Source organism: Agathobaculum sp. TL06 (assembly GCF_054658635.1).
Genome location: NZ_BAAGGY010000013.1, coordinates 61,035 through 76,016, shown reverse-complemented (window position 1 = coordinate 76,016; position 14,982 = coordinate 61,035). Strand labels below are relative to the sequence as shown.

15 protein-coding genes are annotated in these 14,982 nt (G+C 57.4%); 2 read left to right on the top strand and 13 right to left on the bottom strand.

Features of this window, described 5'->3' with window-relative positions; translation table 11 throughout:
- Position 1: 1 nt before the first annotated feature.
- The 13 genes from ACYQ3S_RS09425 to ACYQ3S_RS09365 form a co-directional block, all read right to left on the bottom strand.
- Complete coding sequence (locus ACYQ3S_RS09425; RefSeq protein WP_015574144.1) at positions 2-1,666, bottom strand: C40 family peptidase; 1,665 nt, start codon at positions 1,664-1,666, stop codon at positions 2-4.
- Complete coding sequence (locus tag ACYQ3S_RS09420) at positions 1,647-4,031, bottom strand: VirB4-like conjugal transfer ATPase, CD1110 family (RefSeq protein ID WP_407937709.1); 2,385 nt, start codon at positions 4,029-4,031, stop codon at positions 1,647-1,649. Before ACYQ3S_RS09420 ends, ACYQ3S_RS09425 begins: the two co-directional genes overlap by 20 nt.
- Positions 3,982-4,335 (bottom strand): PrgI family protein, encoded by a 354-nt coding sequence (locus tag ACYQ3S_RS09415; protein ID WP_015544973.1) that lies wholly within the window; start codon positions 4,333-4,335, stop codon positions 3,982-3,984. The genes ACYQ3S_RS09420 and ACYQ3S_RS09415 overlap by 50 nt, the downstream gene beginning before the upstream one ends.
- A gap of 3 nt (positions 4,336-4,338) precedes the next feature.
- On the bottom strand, positions 4,339-4,887 hold the full coding sequence (locus ACYQ3S_RS09410; RefSeq protein ID WP_430408022.1) for an MT-A70 family methyltransferase: 549 nt from the start codon (positions 4,885-4,887) through the stop codon (positions 4,339-4,341).
- A 19-nt stretch (positions 4,888-4,906) separates the two neighbouring features.
- Complete coding sequence (locus ACYQ3S_RS09405; protein ID WP_076918095.1) at positions 4,907-5,632, bottom strand: DNA-methyltransferase; 726 nt, start codon at positions 5,630-5,632, stop codon at positions 4,907-4,909.
- A 200-nt stretch (positions 5,633-5,832) separates the two neighbouring features.
- Complete coding sequence (locus ACYQ3S_RS09400) at positions 5,833-6,699, bottom strand: VirB6/TrbL-like conjugal transfer protein, CD1112 family (protein ID WP_015574146.1); 867 nt, start codon at positions 6,697-6,699, stop codon at positions 5,833-5,835.
- Between the two features lie 11 nt (positions 6,700-6,710).
- Positions 6,711-6,923 (bottom strand): Maff2 family mobile element protein, encoded by a 213-nt coding sequence (locus tag ACYQ3S_RS09395; protein WP_058722652.1) that lies wholly within the window; start codon positions 6,921-6,923, stop codon positions 6,711-6,713.
- 202 nt (positions 6,924-7,125) lie between these two features.
- Positions 7,126-8,958: a VirD4-like conjugal transfer protein, CD1115 family gene (locus ACYQ3S_RS09390; RefSeq protein ID WP_015574149.1), complete on the bottom strand. Its 1,833-nt coding sequence runs from the start codon at positions 8,956-8,958 to the stop codon at positions 7,126-7,128.
- Positions 8,945-9,343 (bottom strand): PcfB family protein, encoded by a 399-nt coding sequence (locus tag ACYQ3S_RS09385; RefSeq protein WP_181966738.1) that lies wholly within the window; start codon positions 9,341-9,343, stop codon positions 8,945-8,947. The genes ACYQ3S_RS09390 and ACYQ3S_RS09385 overlap by 14 nt, the downstream gene beginning before the upstream one ends.
- A 129-nt stretch (positions 9,344-9,472) precedes the next feature.
- On the bottom strand, positions 9,473-10,186 hold the full coding sequence (locus ACYQ3S_RS09380; RefSeq protein ID WP_015574150.1) for an antirestriction protein ArdA: 714 nt from the start codon (positions 10,184-10,186) through the stop codon (positions 9,473-9,475).
- 1 nt (position 10,187) lies between these two features.
- Complete coding sequence (locus tag ACYQ3S_RS09375) at positions 10,188-10,529, bottom strand: DUF7768 domain-containing protein (RefSeq protein ID WP_015574151.1); 342 nt, start codon at positions 10,527-10,529, stop codon at positions 10,188-10,190.
- Positions 10,530-10,579: 50 nt separating this feature from the next.
- Positions 10,580-12,001: a ParB/RepB/Spo0J family partition protein gene (locus ACYQ3S_RS09370; RefSeq protein WP_087154058.1), complete on the bottom strand. Its 1,422-nt coding sequence runs from the start codon at positions 11,999-12,001 to the stop codon at positions 10,580-10,582.
- 186 nt (positions 12,002-12,187) lie between these two features.
- Positions 12,188-12,364 (bottom strand): hypothetical protein, encoded by a 177-nt coding sequence (locus tag ACYQ3S_RS09365; RefSeq protein ID WP_015574152.1) that lies wholly within the window; start codon positions 12,362-12,364, stop codon positions 12,188-12,190.
- A 445-nt stretch (positions 12,365-12,809) separates the two neighbouring features.
- Between ACYQ3S_RS09365 and ACYQ3S_RS09360 the strand changes: the two genes are divergently transcribed.
- Together ACYQ3S_RS09360 and ACYQ3S_RS09355 are read left to right on the top strand one after the other, a co-directional pair.
- Positions 12,810-13,481: a response regulator transcription factor gene (locus ACYQ3S_RS09360; protein WP_459688722.1), complete on the top strand. Its 672-nt coding sequence runs from the start codon at positions 12,810-12,812 to the stop codon at positions 13,479-13,481.
- The gene (locus tag ACYQ3S_RS09355) at positions 13,459-14,958 is read left to right on the top strand and encodes a sensor histidine kinase (RefSeq protein ID WP_459688720.1); all 1,500 of its coding nucleotides are present in this window, start codon (positions 13,459-13,461) and stop codon (positions 14,956-14,958) included. The genes ACYQ3S_RS09360 and ACYQ3S_RS09355 overlap by 23 nt, the downstream gene beginning before the upstream one ends.
- The last annotated feature ends 24 nt before the right edge of the window (positions 14,959-14,982 follow it).

The following is a 14,982-nucleotide window of genomic DNA, read 5'->3' as shown; positions in this document are numbered from 1 at the left end:
TTCACGATAACCGCCCGTAGGCGTAGAAATGAGACTGCCAGTAGCTTGTGTTGAGATTGGCATACCCGATGGGATCGCCACAATGGAGCATCCAGCCATCGCCCACATAGATACCCACATGGGAAACGCCGGGGGTATCATAAGTCCCGGTGAAGAACACCAGATCGCCGGGGCGGGGTGAGCTGGTGCGGCGGCTGATGTTATACAGCCCCTGCGCCCCCAACCGCCCAAAGTCCCAGCCGCATTGATTGTAGACATAGGACACGAAGCCGGAGCAATCAAAGGATGTGCTGGGCTTGTACCCACCCCATACATAGGGATAGCCGATATATTTCTCGGCCTCCTCCAAAATGGCGGCAAAGGTTTCGTCGGCCAAATACGCCTCCGGGATCTCATGCTCCACGGGATCGGCGGTGTACTTTGCCACATAGGGGGACGATGGAAACAGGTCTGGACGGTTGCCCAGCGCCGACATATACAGGGCGTACCGGGAGAGCTGATCCTCGCCCATAATGTAGATGGGCAGATGGGACAGGTTGAAGTTTTCCAGCGTCACGGTGCAAATGTAGTAATCGTAATAGACCCGGTATGTGTCGGTATGGGTGTTGCCCTCTTCGTCCGTCCATGTGTCCGTTTCGAGGTAGTAGCGGCGCTCCGTCACCACCGTTTCCGTCAGAATGTACTGCTTTTCAAAGAGCATTTGCAGCGTTCCCTGTACCTCGTCCACCGTCCACGCCCCTTCGTGTATGGCGCTGATAATAGACAGCAGCACATAGGGATCGTGTTCAATGTCATCCAGCTCAAAGTGGTATTCGTCATAATCGTGAGTGCTTTCGTAGCTGTCCAGATAGTCTTGCAGCTCGGCCTCCAGCCCGCAGTAGGCGGCCTCGGCCCCGCGCAGATCGGCATCCTCGGCGGCATAGGTGGACGCGCCGATGGCCCCCACCACGCCGTTGCCAATCGTCACCGCAGAGGACATACACGACTGCATGAGCACCAGCAGCAGAAAACAGGCAAGGAACAGCAACACCCCCACAGGATGCCGCTTGACAAAGGCCACGGCCCGGGCCGCCAGCTTTTCCGTTGTGACCGCCGTTTTCTCTGCGGCCTTGGCCGTCTGCTTTGCAGCCTCCCGCGCTTGCTTTGCGTATTGCCGCTTGATTTTCTGCTTTTGGATATACCGGGACACCGCGCCGCCCTTTTGCATTTCCGGGTGGGCCTCCACCGTGGCCCGGTACTGATAATCCGCCGTAGCCTTGATGTGCCTGGACTCGGCCTTTTGCACCGCTTTGGCCGGGTGCTCCCGGATTTGCTTTTTTACATACCGGGATGTGGAGCGCAGGGCGGCCTCACCGACCAGCTCGGATCGGTGGGCGCTTTCGGTGCCGACATTCTCATGCTCTACCTCATATAGCTTGCCATGCACATACCCATGAACGGTTGCACCCGCCGCCCGGCCCGCCTTTTTCACGGGGCCGGACTTTTTCGGCGGTTTCTGCTTTGCCAGCTTTTTCTTGGCCTTATCCAGTTGTTCGCCGCGCTTTTCCATACGCAGCTTGGACTCGGCGGTTTGCTCCTGCTGGCTTTTGGCTCTAAACTTGCTTTTGGGGGACTTTGGGACTTTTTGTCCCGAAGTGGCCCCGCCCTTATTCGTCCTTTCGCTCATGGGCCATATCCTCCGGGCGGGTGGTCAGCAGATTGTAAATCTCACCCTTGGGGAAACGATCCACAAACGGGATGGTCACGGAGCCGTAGAACAGCAAACCCTCGCCGGAATTGCTATGGGTGATATAGGAGAGCTGATGCTCGGAAATGCCGAGCTGCTTTGCGAGGATCGCCCGGTCACTTTGGGCCTGTGACAGCAGGATCATAAAGTCGGTGTTATCCAGAATGGCCTCGATTTCCCGGCTTGCCAGCAAGTCCTTCACATTCTGCGTCAGCGCCGAGGGGACGCAGCCCTTTTTACGGAGCATCTTCCACACGGCCACAAAGTAGCTGGCCGTCAGCGGATCGCGGAGCAGAATATGGAACTCATCAAAGTAGCACCAAGTAGCAAGGCCCTCGGCATGGTTGGTGTTGACAGCCGATGTGACAAACTCGTTTGTAATGTGCATGGCGATCTTGCGGAGGTTTTCGCCCATGCCTTTCAGAACGATGCACACCACACGGGCATCCGTCTGGACATTGGTGGGGTGGTTGAACAGGTTGAGGGAGCCTGTGCAGTAGAGCTCCAGCGCCGTTGCCACACGCCGGGCCTCCGGCTCCGGCTGTTTCAGCAGTTCCTCATACAAGTCCTGCAGCAGCGGCATATCCCCGCTACCGATCCCCAGCGCCAGCTCCCGGTAGACCAGCCGCACACAGCGGTCAATGACCGTCTTTTCGATGGGCTGCAAGCCCTCCTTGCCGCCCACGATCAACTCGCACAGGGACAACAGGAAGTCGGCCTTCATGGACAGGGGGCTGTCCTCGTCATTGGTGGATAGCTGGATGTCCATAGGATTGATATGGTTGGGGCTGTCCGGGGCGATCTCGATGACCTGTCCACCCAGCCGCCTCACCAGCGGGGCATATTCGCCCATCGGGTCTACCACCACGATCCTGTCGCTGGTGGCAAGGAACACATTGATCAACTCTCTTTTTGCCGCAAAGGACTTGCCCGATCCCGTGGAGCCGAGGTACATTCCGTTGGCCGATTTCAGCTTTTTGCGGTCAGCCATGATGACATTATGGGAAAGGGCGTTCATGCCGTAGTACAGGGCCTGTCCGTCCATACGCAGCTCACGGGTCATAAAGGGAATAAAGATCGCCGTGGAGCTGGTTGTCATACCGCGCTGGATCTCAATGCCGTTGTACCCCAGCACCAGCGAGGACAGGAAACCCTGCTCCTGCTGCCAGTCCAGTCTTTTCAGAGCGCAGTTGTATTTCTGCGCGATGCCGGACACGGTAAATACATCGTTTTCCAAACGCTGGCGGCTGGGCGCAAGGTTGATGACGGTAAAGGTCAAAAGGAACATTCGCTCGTTGCGGGATTGCAGATCGGCCAGCAGCTCTGCCGCATCCTTGGAAAAGGTAATGAGGTCGGGGGGCAAAATCTCCATATCGTACCCGGCCCGGACAGCCTTTTTCTGTTCCTCGGCCTTCATGCGTCCAATATCGGAGATTTTACCCTTGATGGTTTTAATGGCCTTGAGCTGATCCACCGTCTGAACATGGAGCGTCACCGTCAGCTCGGCATCCAGCTCCAAGATTTCAGCCAGCAGCTTATCCGACATTTCCGACGCCAAAATCTGCAAGTAGGACGCAGCTCCCCAAGACTGGCCCACCCGGAATGTACGGCTCTGCCGGAAGTCGAAGCTGTCCGGGGCAATAAAGTCTTTCGTACCCATGCCAGTTCTGGGAATATCCTTCCACGCAAATCGGAAAGGCTCCCGACTGCCGGGGTGGAGCTGCCCATGCAAGGCGGCCAGCCGATCCCGGCCATCGAGGGGCCGGGACTGTACCCCCAGCCGCTTGAAGTTGCCCATCACATCGGCCTCTACACGATCCAGACGGGGCCGGGCCTCGGCCACGCTGCCAGCGGGCAGACCAAAGGTGATGTATTTGGAGCGTTCAATGCCGTTGTTGCTTTTGGCAATCTGGCCTTTGAGCATATCCACGAACTCGCCCCGGATGCTGTTGAACGCATCCTGCTGGGCCGGGATATTCACCTTGTAACGGTGGGTAGACCGGGAACGCCGATTGACGAAAGAAAGCTGGAACGGCAAGGAACTGTCAAAGTAATTGAGGAATGAGCTCCAGCCGCCAAAGATAGCAGTCTGATCCTCGGTGGACGCAACGGCATAATTGATGTCCTCATATTCCACCGTTTTCGTGTAAAGCCCGCCGGGGAGCTGACAGATGCCGTCCGGGTGCATCGCCACATAGGGGATCGTCTGCTGGGCAGACACCACGGCCCGGCGCTTACTTGCCTTTGGCTTGCTTTTACTTTTTGTTTTCTGCAATAGGCTCCTCCTTTCCTGTGAATGACGCATAGATGTTCTGCGTCTTGTAGGGCCTCACACCGGGCCGCAGAAACCGGGTGTTGAGGATGTTTCGCAGCACCTTTTCAAAGGGCAGCCCGTCTTTTTCATACATGGCCATCATAAAGGCCGGGAGCATGATCACCAGCATGACGAACAGCGCCCCGGTGTTGCCGATGGCACCACGGGAGAGCAGATAGGCCGGGACGCCCACCGCCGCGCCGATGCCGAAACAGACAAGCTGGCGTTTGGTGAGGTTAAAGGCGATTTTCGTTTTGATTTTGGATAGGTCGTTGGGGACATTTACATAGGGCATCCGTCACACTCCTTCCTTGGGACAAATTGTCCCGAAGTCCCGGATTGTCGGCTCCACCTCGTTGCCCCATACATCCCAGCCGGGCGGGGTCTGACGGGCGAACAGCTCCACACGGGGCAGATCGCCCATGAGGGAAATAATTTTGTCCCTCGTTTCGTCCGGCTTTTTGCTATGGGCCTCGATGGGAGAAATGATAAACTGGTGGACATCGGCGGCCTGCCGTTTGGGGTGGCCCCGTGTGGCAAGCAGACAGATCTCCGCGTTGCCCCGCGTCCAGAAACCCAGCCCATAAAACCAGCTATCGGCCTTCTTGTTCTTTTTCAGCCACACAAAGGCCACGGATTTATAGTTGAAGCCCCACGCCTTAATGAGCCGCAGGGCCTCCGGGAGCTGCGGGAATGTTGCCCACATGAAAAGTGCGCTGTCCGGGGCCGCAATCTCGGCCACAGGCAGCGCACATAACTCGTCTATGCTCATGGTGGGGTAATGGTTTTCAGCCGCCCCCTGTACCTTGCTCCGCTGGTACTGCCAAGGGGGATCGGCATAGATGATGGAATATCCTCCGATATTGTCACACTCCTTTCCCGCCCCCGGCCACGGCCAGCCGCGCCTGTTCAATGCGTTCCACGGCGGGGCCGTAGAACACGGGGGCATTTTCAAAGCAGATGAAGCGGCGGCCTGTGTTCAGCGCGGCAACGGCAGTTGTGCCGGAGCCGGCGCAGATGTCAGCCACCACCTCGCCCTCGTTGGTATAGGTCTGAATGAGGTACTCGCACAGCTCCACAGGCTTTTGTGTGGGGTGGATCGTGTGCGACACCGTAGGCACAAAAAGGACGTTGCTGGGATAGCGTCGCCCATCGCTGGACTCGGTGCCGACCCGTTCAAACTTGCCATAGTTGGGACTGCTCCCGCTTCGGGCATGGGTTTTGCGGTACGGCTCCCCATAGGTGAACTGCGGATTATATACCGGGGGCTTTTGGTAGAACACCAAAATGTTCTCGGACTTTTTCAGCGGGGCGCGGTTGGCATTGAGAAAGCCTGTTCCGCGCTCTTTGTACCATATCCACTCATAGCGGAGCATGGCAAGGTTGGATGCCCCCAGCACCTTATCATAGGGGCATTGGGAAAACAGCAGCACCGCGCCGTCCGGCTTGACCGCCCAGCGCACCGCCTCCCAAAACTCGATCAGCGGCAGCGGCACATCCCAATAGTTCCGGGTCGTGCCGTATGGGGGATCGGTCAAAAGCATATCCACCGAATGACGGGGCAAGGAGCGCAAGCCCTCGATCCCGTCCATAAGGAACAGGCCGCTGGGCTCCAACACCCGGCCATCCGGGGCCTTTGGGACTCGTCGGCACAAACTCCGCTCTGCTACTTCGGGACAATTTGTCCCGAAATCCGCCCGCTCCGTTGCGCCTCCTCTCCCCACAAAGTCTGCCGACTTTGCGGGGTACCCCTTGTTTTCCAAAGTGGTTTTGTTCATGGCGTTGTCCTTTCTTAATGCGCGCCGAATATGCTCTTTGCCACCGAGCCAGTTTTGAACAGGGTGAAGCACAGCAGCACCGTATAGCCGATGCAGCTCCAGATCGCCCCGATGGGATCGCCGCTAGTGGCAATACCCTGTACCAGCACCGCATAGATGGCCACGCACACAAGGATCAGCAGACCTTGGAAACCGACAGCAAACAGGGACTTGATATAGTTCTGGCCCATACTGCCAATTTCACGGTTGGAGAGCGTAGCCACGGGTATGGGGGCCAAGCTGGTGAGCAGATATATTTCAATCATGCGCCCATAGACGATGACGAAAATAATAATGTTCAGCGCAAGCATGGTAATGTGAATGAGGAACGACTGGAGCCACAGACCCAGCAGGGGGCCGACTTCCATCGCCTCCAAGGTAGCCTCCAGATTATCCAGCATGGACGCGCTGATGTCGGTGGAGCCGCGCACCAGCCCTGCGGCGTTGGCAATCACGCTCTGGGACATATCAAATACCGCCATGACGATATTGAATGTATTGGAGAGAATGAGAATAGCCGCCGCCGTTTTGAAAATCCACTTGAAGAAAATCCAGTAGTCCAGATCGTGTAGGTTGTTCTTTTCGATAATGAGCTGGATCAGCTCATAGGTGGCAACAAAGGTTAAAATCAGACCGGCAATCGGCAGTATCACCGTTTCAGAAAGCTGCCGTATGAGGGAAAAGACCCCGGCGTTCCAAGCCGCCGGGGTCGTCCCTACTTGCACCGCAATCTCTCCGACACGGGTATTGACCGTATCAAAAAGGCCCGTGAGGTTGCCCATGATACCCTCAATCAGCAGCCCTTTTATCCAGTCTGTAAGCCAGTCGGTGAGAAATCCCATAAGCTAAACCCTTAAAACAGGGAGGACAGCAGGGGGATCAGAGTGGTGCCGAGCACGATGATGCCGCCGCCAGCCATGAGCTGCTTCATACCCTGGCTCTTCGCGCCGGGGTTATCGGAGCCGTAGCCCTCCAGCAGGTTGACAACGCCCCACACGCCAAGGCCAGCGCCGAGGGCAATAACGAGGGTCTGCAAAGTGTTGATGGCAGAAGCGAAAAACTGCATATATTACTCCTTTTCTCCGGGCTATACCCGGCCATGAAAAAAGCCGCCCCGTGTAGGGCGGCAGCGTCCGTACCTCGGGACTCGTCGGCACAAACTTCGCTTTGCTACTTTGGGACAAAATGTCCCAAACTCCGCACGCTCCGTTGCGCCTCCTCTTCCCACAAAATCGCTGATTTTGCGGGAACCCTAAAAGCCCAAGGTTTTATACAAAAGCGTCTGGATCGTCGAGGTCGTCATAGTTGAGGATGTCCTCGTCCTCTTCTGTGAGCGCCTCGGCGGGCACATCCACTTCGTACACCTCACAAGCCTCGTTGGGGCCGGGCCGCCTGCGGCGGTTTATCAGCCTGTCGAGGTTAAAGGCGTTTTTCTTGTCGGCCTCAGCCGTAAACTTGTAGTTGGGGTGTTGCTTCAGATCGTATTTGCGGGAATAGAACGGGGGCAGGCCCCGGAGCTGCAAGATGCACCGATCACCGGGCATTGTGGCAAGCTCGCTGGGGGTCATCAGCTCCCGGCCCAGCCGCTGGATGTTTTGGCTGTAACTTTCGGACTGGCCCCGTGTGCGGCCATCCGTCTGCATGGAGATCGTGGACTTGCCCAGCCAGTTTTCCGATATTTCCTTGATAGTGCTGGCCTCGCGGCCACCGAGGAATATCACGCTGTCCATGTTGCCGAGGATCGTTTCCGCATTTTTATCGTAAATGGCCTTGCATTGAGCAAGCTGCTGATAGAGCAGTACAAGGCTCACCTCGCGGGAACGAATGACGGCCACCAGCTTTTCCAGCCCCGGCACTTGGCCCGTATTGGCCGCCTCGTCCCACAGGACGCGCACATGATGGGGCAAGCGGCCCCCATGCACATTGTCGGCCCGTTCACACAGGAGATTGAACATCTGCGAAAAAGCGAGAGCGACCAAAAAATTGTAGGTGCTGTCCGTATCGCTGATGCAGAAAAATGTTGCCGTCCGTCTGTCACCCATACGGTCAAGTTCCAGTTCATCGTAGCTCATAATCTCCCGGAGCTGGGGGATGTCAAAGGGAGCCAGACGAGCACCGCAGGAAATCAAAATGCTTTTGGCCGTCTTGCCGCTGCTTAACTTGTACTTTTTGTACTGCTTCACAGCAAAGCAATCCGGCTTTCGCTTTTCCAACCCGGCAAACATATAGTCCACCGCGTTCATAAAGTCCTCGTCATCCTCCTTGACCTCCATGCCGGAGATCATGTCCACCAGCGTATTCATATTGCGATCTTCCTCCGCGCCCTCGAAAATGATATAGCCCAGCAGGGCGCAGTATAGGAGCGTTTCGGCCTTCGTCCAGAACGGATCGCCCTCTTTGCCCTCGCCCTTGGTGTTGGAAATAAGGGCATTGACGAACTTTAGGATGTCGGACTCGTTCTTGATATACGCCAGCGGGTTATAGTGCATGGACTTGGAGAAGTCGATGCTGTTGAATACCTTGATTTTGTACCCCCGCTTTTGGAGAAAGCTGCCCACTTGGGACAGGACGCCGCCCTTCGGGTCTACCACCACGAAAGAGGAATGGGCCTGTAAAAGCTGGGGCGTGAGCCAAAAGCGGGTTTTGCCCGAGCCGGACGATCCGATGACACAGGTATTGAGGTTTCGGGCGTTGGCCGGGATCTTGGGCCGGGTGTTCATGGTGAGAAACTCCGTCCCGGTCAGAATGACATTGTTTTCAAACTTGGGATCGACAAAGGGCTTGATGTCCTTTTCGTTTCCCCACCGGGCCGAGCCGTACTCCTCGTCACGCCGGAACTTCTTGGCTTTTTTACTTTTCATGTGGATGAACAGACGGAACGCCACGGCTCCCACGATACCAACCAGCCAGTCAACAGGGTTTAGCCCCGGCGCGAAATCGGCAAAGGCCGGGCCGATAGTCTGGCCGATCCCCATCACTTTTGTTAGGAAACCCGCACCAGCGGCCAGCCGATAGGCCGTACTCAATTTGAGGAACGCCCAGCCGATGAACACATACGGGATATTGGGAATGAGGAATTTTCGGAGCTTATCTGTTTTCATGCGCCGCCTCCTTCACACGCTCCCGCTGTTTGGGCTTTTCACGGGTGAGCTGATCTCCGGCCCGCTTGATCTGATCCCGGATGGGGATGCGCCTGGACTTGGACTTGTTCAGCACCTTTTTGGAATACTCCGAGAAACAGGCGGTCATGGCATCAGCCTGTCCCGCCTTGAAAAACAACAGGTATTTGTCCGGGCCTGTCTTGTAAAAGGCATAATCCACATTCCACTTCCGGGCCACCCGGTCAAAACTTTTGGTATCGCCGGACAGCTCCAGACTGTTGGTAGACACGCCATGCCGCATAAGTTGCTTGACCGTCTGTTTGCCGTGAGGGATCTGCCGGGCGCGGTGTTCTTTGGCGATTTTGCGCCCCACAGCGGCCACCACATAGGCAAGGCTCCGCGCCGTCAGCTTACTGGCCCGGACGGAAACTGCAACAGTACGCCGGGAAATATCTTCTTCTATCAGCTATGCCGCCTCCTTTCTCACCTCGGGACAAGTTGTCCCAAGGTGGGGTTATCGTTCCGTATGGCCCAGCGTGGGCCGTTTCCGTTCCCCCTCCAGCGAGGAACGGTCTATAATTTCCTTGAAAGCTGACATCTGCTCCCGGATGGACAGCTTGGGCATGGAGAAAACGCGGTGCTCGTCGGGAATGTCATCCCGGCCCGTGTAGTGCTCTATAAAGCTGCTGCGGTTGTCGGCCACATATCCACCGGGGGCATAGTGGCCGCCGTCATTGATCCGCACATCCCGCCCGTATGCCTCATAGTCGATATAATCAATGAGGTGTTCCGGGACTTCCACACCGCCGAACTCCAGCACATACATACGGCCCAGCTCCTCGTCACTACGGACACCGGAATAGAACTCAAAGCAATCCAGATTTTGCGTGAGGTTGATTAAGTCTTTTACGCTACCTGTGTATTCGCCAGCGTCTATGACCGCCTCAAACTTTTCTATATCGCTCTGATCCATTTCCGACAGCAGCGCGGCCAGATAGTTGAGCTCGTCAATGCTTTCATATTCGCCCAAGTGCTCATGCAGCCCCAGTACATCGCCGTCAAAGCTGGTTATGAAAATCTCCTCATACCGTATGCCGTCCACGCCGATGCGCTTTAAGAGGGACTGTACCTCCTCCGCCGTGGTGGGAAATTTCAGCGTTTCGCCCACAAGCTGCCCCTCGGCATATTTGCCGAGGTTGGTAATGTAGGCTTCCAGCAGGGCCGCCATATCAGCGGCGGCCCTGTCCCTTGACCGTCAAGATGCCCTCCAGCGTGGTTGCCGTGATACCCAGCCGCTGGGCAACAGCAATATCGTTCTTCATAGCCTCGGTGACGGTATGGCCGCACACCACCAGCACATGAGAGCGTTTGAGCAGATTACGGGCCATGTCGATCCCGCTTTTATGCTCCTCGGGAATGGCATCATTGAGGAACAGGGGATGGAACAGCGTGGGGCAGATGGGCGAAAAGCCCGCCTCATACACGCTGCGGCAATACTGCGCCGCCTGTTTTGCGTTTTCGGCATCGCTGCCGCACCACGCAGCGGTGATATATGCGAGGGGTCGTTTCATTGTTAAAACCTCCATTCAATGAAAAAACCTCGGGACAAATTGTCTCGAGGTTACAGGCTCTTATCCGTTTTCTTTTCGGGCTTGCCCAGCTCGGGGGGCTGCTTGGCCTTCCAGTCATCCAGCAGGGCCATGATCTGATCCTTCATCTGACGGGGGGACTTGTCCTTGCCGAAATACTTTTCCAGTTCCGCGCTATTGATAATCACCTTATCAACCTCCTTCTTTTCTTCCATCAAAATGCCGTCGATCACATCGCCGTTCAGCTTGCCCTCTTGATCCAGCTTGCGGAGCCGCTGGGCTTGGGATAGGGACGGAGAGGACTGCTGGCCCTCAATGGACACGGCGATATACTTCTGATGTTTGGGCCGGATAAAGGAAATCTCCACGGCGGGGGTAAATGCCAGCTTTTTTTCGTCCAGCATTTTCTGCAAATCCGGCACCAGCTCGGTCAAGCGGATATACCGCTGTACCTGTTTGTAGTTCATGCCGTTGCGATCACCCACGATCTGCGTGGAGCGTTTACCCGCCTCCTGTGCGTCCTCACCGGGACGAGCGCCTTGGTGCTTGATGGCCTCCACCTGCATTTTCAAAGACTGTGCCTTTTCCGTGGGCAAAATCTTTTCGCGGTGGCGCAGGTTGTCATCCGTCATAGCGAGGATGGCCTCGTCATCGGTCATGTTACGGACAATACAGGGCATATTCACAAACCCGGCCAGCTCGCTTGCCCTCTGGCGGCGGTGGCCCGCGATGATCTCATACCCGCCATCCTCGGTGGGGCGCACCAGCGCGGGCTGGTTTACACCACTTGCCCGGACGGACTCCACAAGGCCCTGCATCTCGGCATCGTCACGGACACCAAAGGGATGGTTTTTGAACGGGCGCAGCTCGGACAGATTGAGGTAGACAATTTCCTCTTTTTCTGCGCGGGTAGCGTCACGGGGCGCGGCGGGCTGCTCCGGCGCGGCAGGGGCGGGAGCCTCCTGCGGATTGGGTGCAGCATTTTCCGGGGCAGCCTTACTTTGGGACATTTTGTCTCGCGTGGGCGGCTTGGCCTTGTCGGGGGCCGCCTTGTCAGCCTTTGCCGGGCGGCCCTTGCTGGCCTTGGCCGCTGCTTTGTCCTTCGACTCCGTGGTTTTCTGCTTGGGAGCCTTTTCCTTCGGGGCCTTGTCCTTTCCGGCCTCCTCACGGGCGGCGGCGAAATCCACCACCTTGCCAGAGGGAGCAGGGGCAGGATCACTCTTGTCCGGGGTGGCAGTCTGCTTGGCCTCCTTGTCGGGCTTGAGCGGCTCGGGAGCCGCAGGGCTGGGAGCCTCCGGGACGGTGGGCTCCGCCTTTTCTGCGGGAGCTGCCTTTTCAGCCGGGGCGGGATCTGCCACAACGGGCTCGGCCTTGCCGGGAGCAGGCTGCTCCTGCGCGGGGGCCGTGTCAGTCGTTTCTGCCTCGGGGCCGATATTCTTTTTATCGTCTGCCAATGTCAAACCTCCTTTGTCTTGAAATGAAAAAAGCCAGCCCGATGGCTGGCAGCAGATAAGGGACTCCTCCTTTCAAGTTGTGGTGTATGAAAACGCCGCCCATAGTCTCACTCGGGCGGCGTAATGCTCAATATGAAATTGTTTTAGAATAAATACCTTGCTTGACAACTCGGATTTAATTTTAGATTAGATTTTTTCGCGGTGGCCTTCGTTCCACATTTTTTCATCGACATCGGCCATCATCAGCTTTAACAGGATGTCCGACATACTTTCACCGTTTTTATCATAACGGGGCTCCACGATAAAAACGCGATTGCCGATCTCATATCTTTGCGGCTCACCAGCTATATATTCTTTCTCCATACTCAACACCCCCTTTCGCTATGGAACAAGGAAATTATACCATGCGAAAAGGGAATTGCGGTATCGAGCTTGTTTTCAAATTTAGTATTGATATGCGGTCTGGCCCCAGCTATAATGAATTTCAAGAAAAACGCCGATGGTTTTGCGGCTTTTGGTGGGGTGTCCCGCGTATTGAACGCTCTATTGGCCCGATTTAGAGGGGTATGTAACCGATCTAACCGGGAGAGCGCCACACTGGCAGTGTGGAGGTCATGAGTTCGATCCTCACCGTCTCCACCAGAAGCCGCACTTTTTCGGAATGAAAAAGTGCGGTTTTTCTTTTTTCGGAAACCGGACTCCCACAAGGCGTCCCGCGCTGCCCGGCGGGGCGGGGAAAAGGGATTTTTCCGTTCTTCATGTAAAATCCATAAAGCCCTGTTATACTACCGAATAAGGGGGGACCTGGATGAAACGCATATTGATTGTGGAGGACGACCTGGATATTCAGGAGCTGCTGGACGCCTACCTGCGGGACGCGGGCTATGACACGGTGCTGGCGTCGGACGGGGTGGAGGCGCTCGACCGCTTCCACGAAGCGCCGTTCGATCTGGCGCTGCTCGATGTAATGCTGCCCAAGATCGATGGGTTCGGCGTGTGCGAGCTGATCCGGCGGGAATCGCGCCTGCCGGTCATCATGCTGACCGCGCTCGACGGGGAGGCCGAGCAGCTCCGCGGCTTCGACCTGGAAATCGATGATTATATTGTAAAGCCGTTTTCCATGCCCATCCTGCTGCGCAAGGTGGCGGCGGTGCTGCGCCGCACGGGCGGCGGGACCGGCGTTTCGCATGTGATACGCTACCGCGGGCTGACGCTCGATCCGGACATGATGGAGGCGCGGCTGGAGGGCCGCCCGCTGGAGCTGACCGCGCGTGAGTTTGAGCTGCTCCGCGCCTTTATATCCAGTCCCGGGCGGGTGTTCACGCGCGAGGTGCTGCTGGCGAAGATATGGGGCTATGATTTCTTCGGGGACGAGCGCGTGGTGGACAGCCATATCAAAAACCTGCGCCGCAAGCTCGGCGTGGATTATATCGAGACCGTGAGAGGGGTGGGCTACCGTGCTGCGAAAGAAAATCCGTGAAAGCCTGACCGCGCGTATCTTCCTGCTGACCTTCGCCCTGCTGCTGGGCGCGGGCGCGATCACCTTCGGATGCATCGCCTGGGCGACGCCGATCACCTATACGGCGGTCATAAGCAGCGCGATAGAGGAGCAGATGAACGAATTGGTCGACCGGCTGGCGCAAACAGAGCGTGAGGACTGCGGGCCGCTGCTTGATGAATTTATCCGCAGCGCAGGCGCGGATGCCATGCTGCTGGGTGCGGATGGCAAGGCGGTGGACACCGGCTCACAGTTGGCGGTTTATTCGCTGTATGAAAACGACAATGTGGTGGTTTTGACCGCGGAGGACAGCGGAAAAAGCGACGGTATAGCGTTTGGAGTGGCGGGCAGCATGTGGGAGGACAGCGTGCTGTCAATCACCGGCACGGCAACCAGCGTCCTGACCGCGGAGGTCACCTTCCTGCACGACACCGCCCCCTACGAGCTGTACGTCCAGCCGTATGCGCAGCCGGAGAATCAGGCGGTGCAGGCGCTGCTGCGCGCCGCGCCATGGCTGCTGCTCGCGATGCTGGTGTTTTCGGCGGGCTGCGCGCTGCTGTATTCCCGCTATATCACGCGGCCGATCATCCGGTTGAGCGGCATCGCGCGCCGCATGGAACATCTGGATTTTGACTGGCAGTGCGCGGAAAAGCGCCGCGACGAGATCGGCGCGCTGGGCCGCAGCCTGGACGGCATGGCGCAAAAGCTGAAGGAGGCCCTGACCAGCCTGCAGGCCGCAAACGAGGCGCTCCGCAGCGATATGGAGCGCGAGCGGGAGCTGGAACGGCAGCGATTGGCGTTTTTTTCCGCCGCGTCGCATGAGCTGAAAACGCCGGTCACGATCCTCAAGGGACAGTTGACCGGCATGCTGGACGGGGTTTCCGTATATCGGGACCGTGACAAATACCTCGCGCGGTCGCTTGCTGTGACCGCGCGCATGGAAGAACTGATACGCGAAATCCTGACCGTTTCGCGGCTGGAATCGGACGGCGCGCCGGTAAAAATCGAGCGTTTTGACCTGTCTGAACTGGTGCGGGAACAGTTGGAGCAGGATGAAGCGCTGTTCGAGCAGCGCGGCCTGCGCCTTCGAGTGTCCCTGCCGGACGGGGTGCCGGTGCTGGGGGAGCGCGCCCTGCTGGGCAGGGCGGTCGAAAACCTGCTGTCCAACGCCGCGCATTATTCGCCCGCGGGCGCCGAGGTCCGCGTCAGCACCCGAATGCGGGACAGCCGGCCGGTGCTGACGGTCGAAAATACCCGCGCGCACCTGTCGGAAGCGGATATCCCGCATCTGTTTGAAGCGTTTTACCGCGCCGAGCAGTCCCGCAACCGCCGGACGGGCGGCAGCGGGCTGGGGCTGTATCTGGTGCGTATGATTTTGCAGCGGTGCCATGCCGTTTGCACGGCCTGCAACACGCCGGAGGGGGTATGCTTTACCATTACGTTCCCGCCGCTCGATTGAGCGGCGGGTTTCTTCATAGAAAAC

Excerpts from the sequence above, each read along its gene's own strand:
- ACYQ3S_RS09405 (WP_076918095.1), bottom strand. The coding sequence starts at position 5,632 with ATGGACGGGATCGAGGGCTTGCGCTCCTTGCCCCGTCATTCGGTGGAT.
- ACYQ3S_RS09360 (WP_459688722.1), top strand. The coding sequence starts at position 12,810 with ATGAAACGCATATTGATTGTGGAGGACGACCTGGATATTCAGGAGCTG.
- ACYQ3S_RS09380 (WP_015574150.1), bottom strand. The coding sequence starts at position 10,186 with ATGGCGGCCCTGCTGGAAGCCTACATTACCAACCTCGGCAAATATGCC.
- ACYQ3S_RS09395 (WP_058722652.1), bottom strand. The coding sequence starts at position 6,923 with ATGCAGTTTTTCGCTTCTGCCATCAACACTTTGCAGACCCTCGTTATT.
- ACYQ3S_RS09415 (WP_015544973.1), bottom strand. The coding sequence starts at position 4,335 with ATGCCCTATGTAAATGTCCCCAACGACCTATCCAAAATCAAAACGAAA.
- ACYQ3S_RS09365 (WP_015574152.1), bottom strand. The coding sequence starts at position 12,364 with ATGGAGAAAGAATATATAGCTGGTGAGCCGCAAAGATATGAGATCGGC.
- ACYQ3S_RS09420 (WP_407937709.1), bottom strand. The coding sequence starts at position 4,031 with ATGCGTCATTCACAGGAAAGGAGGAGCCTATTGCAGAAAACAAAAAGT.
- ACYQ3S_RS09375 (WP_015574151.1), bottom strand. The coding sequence starts at position 10,529 with ATGAAACGACCCCTCGCATATATCACCGCTGCGTGGTGCGGCAGCGAT.
- ACYQ3S_RS09400 (WP_015574146.1), bottom strand. The coding sequence starts at position 6,699 with ATGGGATTTCTCACCGACTGGCTTACAGACTGGATAAAAGGGCTGCTG.
- ACYQ3S_RS09390 (WP_015574149.1), bottom strand. The coding sequence starts at position 8,958 with ATGAAAACAGATAAGCTCCGAAAATTCCTCATTCCCAATATCCCGTAT.
- ACYQ3S_RS09425 (WP_015574144.1), bottom strand. The coding sequence starts at position 1,666 with ATGAGCGAAAGGACGAATAAGGGCGGGGCCACTTCGGGACAAAAAGTC.